Below are 7,926 nucleotides of genomic sequence, written 5' to 3' on the forward strand. Positions count from 1 at the left end.
GTTGAAAGGTGACGCCTTCCTCGCGGAGCAGCGTGCGCAGGCCCTCGTGGCTGATGTCGTCGACCACCCCCTCGGCGACCAGGAACTCCGCCAGTTTCGACAGGCTCCAGGTCGAGAACGGGAGCTGGTGCTCCGAGGGACGGGACTTCGCGATCTGCTTGATCTCCCGGCGTTCCGGCAGGGAGAACTTCCGGGGCCGGCCGCCGGCGTACTTCGGGTACAGCGAGCCGAACCCGTCGCCGTTGAAGTTGTGGATCACGTCGCGGACCCGGTCCTCGGACGTGAACGTCACCTCCGCGATCTTCGTCGGGGTCATGCCCTGCGCGGAGAGCAGGACCATCTGCGCGCGGCGCCACGTCACTACCGACCCCGAGGATCGACGCACGATCCGCAGCAGCTTCTGTCCCTCGTCCGGATCGATCTCCCGGACCCGTACCCGTTCCRCCACAGCCCGGATCATCGAACCGGCGACTGCGCYGGCCGGGGATCCGGYCCGGCGCGCCGCTCACAACTCCGGGCAAACCTTCACGGAGGCGGCACTAGGGCACCGAGGCCGCTCATTCCTCCGGGTCCTCTGCCGAGATGACCCTTCAGCACCGAGAGCGGCCGAGGTGCTGCTCGCTCACGGCCCCTCTCCCCCACCCCGGAGCGAATGCCATCGATTCAGGCCTCCCTGGGGACGCTGCGCCCCTACGGGAGGCTGCCGTGGATCCGCCGCAATGGCCATGGCTCGTCGCAAGCATCGTGCGTACTCAGTTAGGCAACCGAGCTAATCCGTCCGGAGACCTGCGCTTCGATCTACTGCGCCGGAAGACCCAGCCACCGAGCCATGTTCCACCGCAGCAGCTCGCTCGTGCCTTCATAGATTCGCATGGCGCGTGCGTCGCGGTAGAAGCGCTCCACTCCACCAGCACGGGTGACCCCGAGTCCGCCGTGGACCTGGATGGCGCGATCGGCAACGCGCGTTAGGGTCTCGGTCGCGTAGACCTTCACCGTCGCAGCAAGACGCCGAGCCTCGTCGGTGTCCTCCCCTGCCAGTGTCGTGGCTGTTCGAAGAATGCCCAGCGCCGCCTCGATCTCCATGCTCGACTCGACGATGTGTCCCTGGATGAACTGAAAGGCGCCGATCTTCTTGCCGAACGCCTCCCGCATGCTGGCGTATCCGATCATCTGCTGCAGTAGGTACTGGCTCTTCCCGATCGCGAGTGAGCCGACATTGATCCGAGCTTGGCTGATGCTGCCGATGGCGTAGCGCAGCGCGCCCCCACGGTCGCCAACCATGGCTGACGCGGGCACCCGTACGTCATCGAAGACCAGGTCGACGGGGCGGTCTTCGCCCATGGTGTGGTGCGTGGCGCCCACGGAGAAGCCTGGAGTGCCTTTGTCGACGATGAAGACGCTGAGTCGCCTTGAGGGGCGCTCATCGGGGTCGGTCTTGGCTACCACCTGTACGAAGTCGGCGTACTGGCCGTGAGTGATAAACTGCTTCGTCCCATTGATGATCCATTCGTCGCCTTCTTGTCGGGCTTTGGTGAGGACTTGTGACGCGTCCGAGCCGGCATCGGGCTCGGTGATCGCGAAGCAGCCCTCGATCTCGGCTCGAAGCAACGGCTCGAGGTAGCGCCGCCGCTGATCCTCGTTCATTGCCCTCATGGAAGTCTGCGGACCTTCCACATTCGGCAACACTCCCCCACGGTCCGCGAGCAGCAGTCCACTCCGTCCCACGATCCGGTACCCGTGTGCGATCGTCTCCACGTCAAGGCCGCCGCCGCCCAGATCCTTGGGGATCCCGGCCGAGTACAGCCCGTCCTCTGCGCTGCGCCGTCGCAGGAGCCGCCGCTCTGCGAGCTGCCTTTCCGGCGCGATGGTCCCGGTCTCCTCAAGCTCCTCGGCATACCGCGACTCGACAGGACGGACCACCCTGTCGATGAACGTCTCGATGCCCGTGAGGAAGTCCAGATCGACCTCTGGACTCATGTGACTKTCATACATKCTAAATCCCTTCAAAAGCGTGCGGTTGGAAGCTTGCGCAGACCTTTCAGCCGTGAGGCATGGCGGGGGTGGGCTCCTCGCCATCACGGACTGAACGGGGTTGGTGATACCGGAGAGGTATGTCAGGCATCGGCCATGCCTCCATGGCTGGCCTCTGAAAAACGCCGGAGATCAGGCGGAACACGCTCTCAAGCATCATCGCCTCGGTCGTCCGGCTGTCAACGTGGAACCAGCGGTGCGTCGAGTTGAGGGTCGACATGAGCAAATTGGCCGCGACGCCGATGTCGCCCGGCCAGTCGAAGGCCCCTTCACGCCRGCACTCGGCGAGAAGGTCGGCAAACTGATTGTTGGTGCGCCGGGCCCACAGTCGGAACTCGTCACGAGCATGCGACGACAGCGCGGACTGTTCACTGAGCGTGACCCGGTACGAGTTGCGGTAGCGCACGGCGAACTCAAGGTGGAGCTGGATCATCCAGCAAAGTCGCACCGCAGTTGGCGCCTTGGTCCGGTAGACCACCAGGGCGCTCTCTTCCATGGCCGAACACATGCGGGCCATGATCCTGTTCAGCAGCCGCGRCTGCCTTCGACATATTGGTAGATGGTGGGCTTGGGGATCTTCGCTGCTCGAGCGATGTCACTGATAGTGCTGTTCTCAACACCCTTCTCAAGGAACACTGYGGTCGCGGCATCGATGACCTGCTCGGGCGTGGTGGCGGGAGCCTGGGCCATAAGGACTCCTCGAAGTAGAACCGCGTTCGTCGGGCCGCGTCCGCAGTCTAATGCTTGACCAACCAGTTAGGAAAGGTCTACGCTGACCTCCTTGCCGATGCCTGCTGAACACTGCGTGAAACACGCCACGTCGATGCGCCCACGCGGAAACCTCAGTGGCCAGTTGCCTCGGCTAGATTGACTGTCCAGTAAGTTAACCCTAGCGCAAGGGAGCCCAACCGCGCCCAAGGTGCGGAAAGTTCCACAGGACGCAGGTGAGGAGCGCGCCCATGTCGTGTCCATCGGCTGTCCGGTGGCGCCACCGGCGATCACCTCTCCGTCATGCGCGTCCAGGGCTCTTGCTGATCGCGTTTTGGTCATGATCGTCTGCGATCGCCGGTGTGCTGGTTTTGTCAGGGGAAGCCGTGGAGGTTAAGGGCGGTGGTGACGTGGTCGCGGCGGCCTTCGGGGATGTGGCGGTAGCCGGCGGCGCGCAGCGCGTTGATGACGGCGCCGCGGAAGATCGCGAGGGTGGCGGGGGCTCTGCCGGTTCGGCTGGTGGAGGCGTCCTCGCCGAAGGTGACGTCGCGGACGTGGTGCTGGCGGTCCTCGATGTGCCAGTGGTGGCGGGCGAAGCCGGCGAGCAGGGCCGGGCCGGCCTGTTCGAAGGCGAGGCTGGTGATCGCGTAGACGGTCTCGCGGGAGGGTCGTTTTCCTTTCTCCCGGCGCCAGCGGTGGATCCGGATCGCCTGGAGGGTGTGCGGGAAGTCGACGTGCCTGACGGTGGCGGCCTTGATGGTGCGGGTCTCGGCCCGGCCGTGGCCGGACTCGCGGGTGACCGCGCCGGTCGGGACGTCGGCCCAGGGCAGAGCGGCCAGCACGGCGCGCAGGGTCGGCTGGTTGCGTTTCACGACCGCGAGGTAGTGGGCGTGCTTCGCGGTGACCAGCCAGTCGAGGTTTGCCCGGGCCGTGTGCAGCGCGTCGGTCGTGACCATCACGTTCGTCAGCTCCAGCGGGCGCAGCGGCCGGCGGAACACGGTCGTCTCGTTGGTCTTGGCGTCGACCTCGATCTGGCCGAGCAGCCGCCCCTCGCCGTGGGTCGCCACGCCGACGAGGTGTACCCGGGATCCGTCGGCGCGTTTCGCGTGCCGGCTGGTCTTCCCRTCGAGAGCGACCGCCGAGGTCGGCGCCACCCGTTCGCCCGTAACCGACTCCGCCTGGACAGCAGCCGGTTGCGCTTCCTGTCCGCTGTCCCCGTCCGCCGCCGACGGCGGGTCGTCATCGACCGCCTGCAGGAACCGGTGGATCGTCGCCGCGCTCGGCAGCCGGTAGCCGTCGAACGGATCCCACGGCAGGCCCAGTCGCGCACGCTCGGCGTCGCTGGTCCGCGCCAGCCATGCCCGCACCGCGCAGGCCCGGTCGTGCCCCGCCGCCGTCAGCGAACACAGCCACACCGCCGCCAGGCACGGCAACGGGTAGACCCGCGCCCCCGCGGCGACCGGGGATCGGTCACCCGGYCGAGCCGCTCCCAGACTCCCGACCGCGACGCGTCGCCAGCTCCCAGCACACCAGTGGCATCACGGCACAATGCACCCACAGGCACGCCGCACCCCAGACCACGACGACTTCAGACATCTCGTGATCTACAAGCGGCGTGCCTGTCCTCCTGCCCACGACACGTGGCCCRGCAGATACCTCCCCGCCCTACACGCCACCCATCTACCAGGGCCAACCACCCAACACCGCCGGAAACGCACGTCCCCGTCAAATCACGTCCTTGCAAGAGCCCTGCATGCGCGTCCCTGGGCTCTCCTCCGCTTACATCACTCGGCTCCCGATACGGAACGGAAGAAAGATGACTGACGTCTACATTCTCGGAGTCGGCATGACGCCATTCCGAAAGCACTGGGACCGGACTGTGAGGTCCTTGGCCGCAGACGCGACCGAGCAGGCCCTGAAGGACGCTGGGGTCAGTGCAGACCAGGTCCCGTACGTCTACTTTGCCAACTGTGTCGGCGGGCTCGTGACCGGACAGGAGGCGATCCGCGGTCAGGTGGCACTTCGACACACAGGTCTGCTCGGGTCCACGCTCATCAACGTCGAGAACGCATGCGCTTCCGGTTCGTCGGCGGCGCACCTCGCTTGGATGACAGTTGCTTCGGGGCAGGCTGAGACCGCGATCGCTGTTGGTGCGGAGAAGTTGACGCACCCGGACAAGGCGGTCAGCTTCCGCGCCTACGCCTCCGGGGTCGACTTGGACGAGATCGGCGGCGAGGACTACGCCGTCGATCGGCTCGCCGTCGCTGTGGGGACTGGAAACCGTTCCCGCTTCATGGACCTCTACGCGGAGAACGCCCGTGCGTTCATGGATGCGACCGGCGCGACCCAGGAAGACCTTGCGCGGGTGGTGGTGAAGTCCCGCCAGTTCGCGGCGCACAACCCGCGGGCCCAGTTCAGGGACCAGCTCACAATCGAGGAAGTGCTGGCGTCGCGAGAGATCGTGTGGCCACTCACCTTGCCGATGTGCTCACCAATCGGCGATGGGGCAGCCGCGTTGATCATGGGGAGCAAGGAAGCCGCACTGGCGGCCGGGGGACCACTGGTCAGGGTGCGCGCTTCGGTCCTGACGTCAGGCACCGAGGTGGCGCCGCTCGCCGGGGAGCGCAGCGTGGCGAAGGCGTACAGCCTGGCTGGTGTCGACGCCAGCGATCTCGACGTCGTGGAACTGCACGACGCCGCCGCCCCCGCGGAACTTGAGTACTACGAAGCGTTGCAGCTGGCCCCTGTGGGTGAAGCGGCCAAGCTGCTGGCATCGGGCGAGACCAGCCTCGGGGGGAGCACTTATGTCAACTCGAGTGGTGGACTGTTGGCCAAGGGCCACCCTGTGGGGGCAAGCGGCTGTGCCCAACTGGTGGAGTTGACCGAGCAGCTCAAGGGTCGCTCCGGAGCGCGGCAGCACCCGCGGGCCAGGCTTGGTCTGGCCCACAACGCCGGCGGCTCGATCGGCGCGGACAGCGCCGCGCTGTCGATCACCATCCTCGAGAAGGTCTGAGCATGACGACGACATCCTGCAGCGAGGGCAGAGTTGCGCTGGTTACCGGCGCCGGCCAGGKTGTAGGTCGCCAGACCGCTCTCGAGCTGGTGACCAGGGGGGTGGCCACGAGTGTCATCGTCAACGATTTCGTGGCGGACAAGGCTGAGACGGTCGCGGAGGAGGTACGTGCCCTTGGYGCCCGTGCGGTAGYRGCATCGTTCGACGTCTGCGATGTGCGAGCGGTGCACGAATCGATCATGAGGGCGACGTCGGAGCTCGGTGGTGTGGACGTCCTCGTCAACAATGCCGGCGGATCGGGCACGGCCGGGGTCTCGGAGGACCAGGCAGTGTTCTGGGAGAGCGACCSGTCGCAATGGCAGCCGTGGCTAGGCATCAACCTCACCGGCGTCCTCAACTGCACCCACGCCGTGCTCGCGGGCATGGTTGAGCGCTCCTACGGACGTATCGTCACAGTCGTCTCCGATGCTGGGCGGATCGGTCAGCCCAATCTGGTTGTCTACTCAGCAGCGAAGGCCGGCGCAGCCGGATTCACGCGCGCGATCGGTCATTCGGCAGGGCGTCACGGGGTCACCGCAAACTGTGTCTCATTGGGAGCCACACGGACGCCAGCGACGGCCGTCATCGACGACCTCAACGCCGAGCAGGCCCGCAAGGTGCTGCGCAACTACGCCATCAAGCGCTTCGGCGAACCGCTCGACGCTGCAGCCGCGATCTGCTTCCTGGCCAGCAAGGATGCGGGCTGGATCACCACCCAGACGCTGCCCGTCAACGGTGGCTACTCCAGTGCGTTGTGACGACTCCGTCGGAGAGGAGAGCGCAAAGGCGGATGACCTTGGGCGACATTCCCTCTCACGACCTCACGCGACCTGACCGCCTGGGACCTGTCCTAGCGCAGATCACCGGGGACGACCGATGGCGGCATCACGACGTGCGTCTGGTCACGGGTGGCAAGTCGAATCTGACCTTCGAGCTGTCCTGCGGTGCGGGGTCGCTGATCCTGCGTCGGCCGCCCACGGGGCACCTGCTTCCGCGAGCCCACGACATGGGGCGCGAGGCGCGCGTCCAGCGGGCCCTGGAAAGTACCCCGGTGCCCGTGCCGAGAGTCGTGCTCGAGGAGCGCGAACCACACGTCTTGGACGTCGCCTTCTACGTCATGGAGAAGGTGCCGGGCGTGGTGCTGCGTGATGAGTTGCCTCCTGACTACGCATCGAGCCGGACGGACCGCGTCGCGCTGACGAACGCCTTGGTCGACGGATTGGTCGCCTTGCATGCCGTCGACCCGACCCGGGTCGGGCTCGCTGGTTATGGCCACCCTGTGGGCTTCATGCCGCGCCAGGTCCGGACCTGGAAGCGCCAGTGGGAGGCTTCGAAGTCGCGCGAGGTTGCCGTCGTCGACGAGCTGGCCGCACGACTCGAAGCCCATCACTGGCCGGAGCTGCGAAGGCCGGCAATCGTCCATGGAGACTACCGGCTGGACAACTGCATCTTCGATGCCAGCGAGCCCAGTCGGTTGGCCGCCGTCCTCGACTGGGAGCTCTCCACCTTGGGCGACCCGCTGGCCGATCTGGGGATGCTTCTCTTCTACTGGGTGCAGGTCGGCGAACCGACCCCCGTGCTGACCCCCGCGCTCACTGCCCAGGATGACTTCCCTAACCGCGATCACCTCATTGCCCGATATTTCGAGGCGTCAGAGGTCGATTCGGGGAGTCTTCACGCGTACGTGGCATTCGCGCACTTCAAATTCGCTGGCATTGCGCAGGGCATCGCCGCCCGGGTGGCCGGCGGTCAGATGGCTGGGCAGCACTTTGGCGACCTTGACGCGGAGATCATGCGCATCGCACAGACCGGGCTGGACCTTCTCGACTAAGGGACCTGAACATGGATTTCCACCTCTCCCCCAAGGCCGCAGAGACAACGGAACGAATGCGACATTTCATGGAGGAGGAAGTCTTCCCTGCGGAGGCCGATTGGGCTGCGTACCTGCGCGGTCACGGGGCACACGAGCACCCGCCGGTGATGGAAGACTTGAAGGCATCCGCACGTGTTCGCGGACTGTGGAACCTGTTCCATCCAGAGTTCGGTGGCCTGTCCAACCTGGAGTACGCCGCAGTCGCCGAGATCACCGGCTGGTCGCCCGTCATCGCCCCGGAGGCGATCAACTGCCAAGCGCC

At 66.1% G+C, this 7,926-nt stretch carries 8 protein-coding genes and 1 pseudogene; 4 read left to right on the forward strand and 5 right to left on the reverse strand.

Annotated elements, in window-relative coordinates; translation table 11 throughout:
• The 5 genes from CC117_RS05650 to CC117_RS05665 form a co-directional block, all read right to left on the reverse strand.
• A partial coding sequence (locus CC117_RS05650; protein ID WP_241829867.1) for a helix-turn-helix domain-containing protein occupies positions 1-448 on the reverse strand: 448 nt, incomplete at its 3' end.
• A 350-nt stretch (positions 449-798) separates the two neighbouring features.
• Positions 799-1,977, reverse strand: a complete 1,179-nt coding sequence (locus CC117_RS05655) for an acyl-CoA dehydrogenase family protein (protein ID WP_071082697.1) — start codon at positions 1,975-1,977, stop codon at positions 799-801.
• Positions 1,978-2,038: 61 nt separating this feature from the next.
• A complete protein-coding gene (locus CC117_RS05660) occupies positions 2,039-2,527 on the reverse strand; it encodes a hypothetical protein (protein WP_131803020.1) in 489 nt (162 codons plus the stop codon).
• 29 nt (positions 2,528-2,556) lie between these two features.
• Complete coding sequence (locus tag CC117_RS34250) at positions 2,557-2,721, reverse strand: TetR/AcrR family transcriptional regulator (RefSeq protein ID WP_084131596.1); 165 nt, start codon at positions 2,719-2,721, stop codon at positions 2,557-2,559.
• A 392-nt stretch (positions 2,722-3,113) separates the two neighbouring features.
• Positions 3,114-4,172, reverse strand: coding sequence for an ISAs1 family transposase (locus tag CC117_RS05665; protein ID WP_071082699.1), 1,059 nt, complete (start codon positions 4,170-4,172; stop codon positions 3,114-3,116).
• A gap of 383 nt (positions 4,173-4,555) precedes the next feature.
• On the opposite strand from CC117_RS05665, the gene CC117_RS05670 reads away from it, so the two are divergent.
• The 4 genes and pseudogenes from CC117_RS05670 to CC117_RS05685 all read left to right on the forward strand — a co-directional run.
• Complete coding sequence (locus CC117_RS05670; RefSeq protein ID WP_071082700.1) at positions 4,556-5,752, forward strand: thiolase family protein; 1,197 nt, start codon at positions 4,556-4,558, stop codon at positions 5,750-5,752.
• A gap of 2 nt (positions 5,753-5,754) precedes the next feature.
• Entirely contained in the window at positions 5,755-6,549 is a 795-nt protein-coding gene (locus CC117_RS05675; RefSeq protein WP_071082701.1) for an SDR family NAD(P)-dependent oxidoreductase, read from the forward strand.
• Positions 6,550-6,581: 32 nt separating this feature from the next.
• On the forward strand, positions 6,582-7,622 hold the full coding sequence (locus CC117_RS05680) for a phosphotransferase family protein (protein ID WP_071082702.1): 1,041 nt from the start codon (positions 6,582-6,584) through the stop codon (positions 7,620-7,622).
• Between the two features lie 11 nt (positions 7,623-7,633).
• Positions 7,634-7,926: pseudogene (locus tag CC117_RS05685) on the forward strand (acyl-CoA dehydrogenase); the annotation flags it as partial.

Source organism: Parafrankia colletiae (assembly GCF_001854655.1).
GTDB lineage: Bacteria > Actinomycetota > Actinomycetes > Frankiales > Frankiaceae > Parafrankia > Parafrankia colletiae.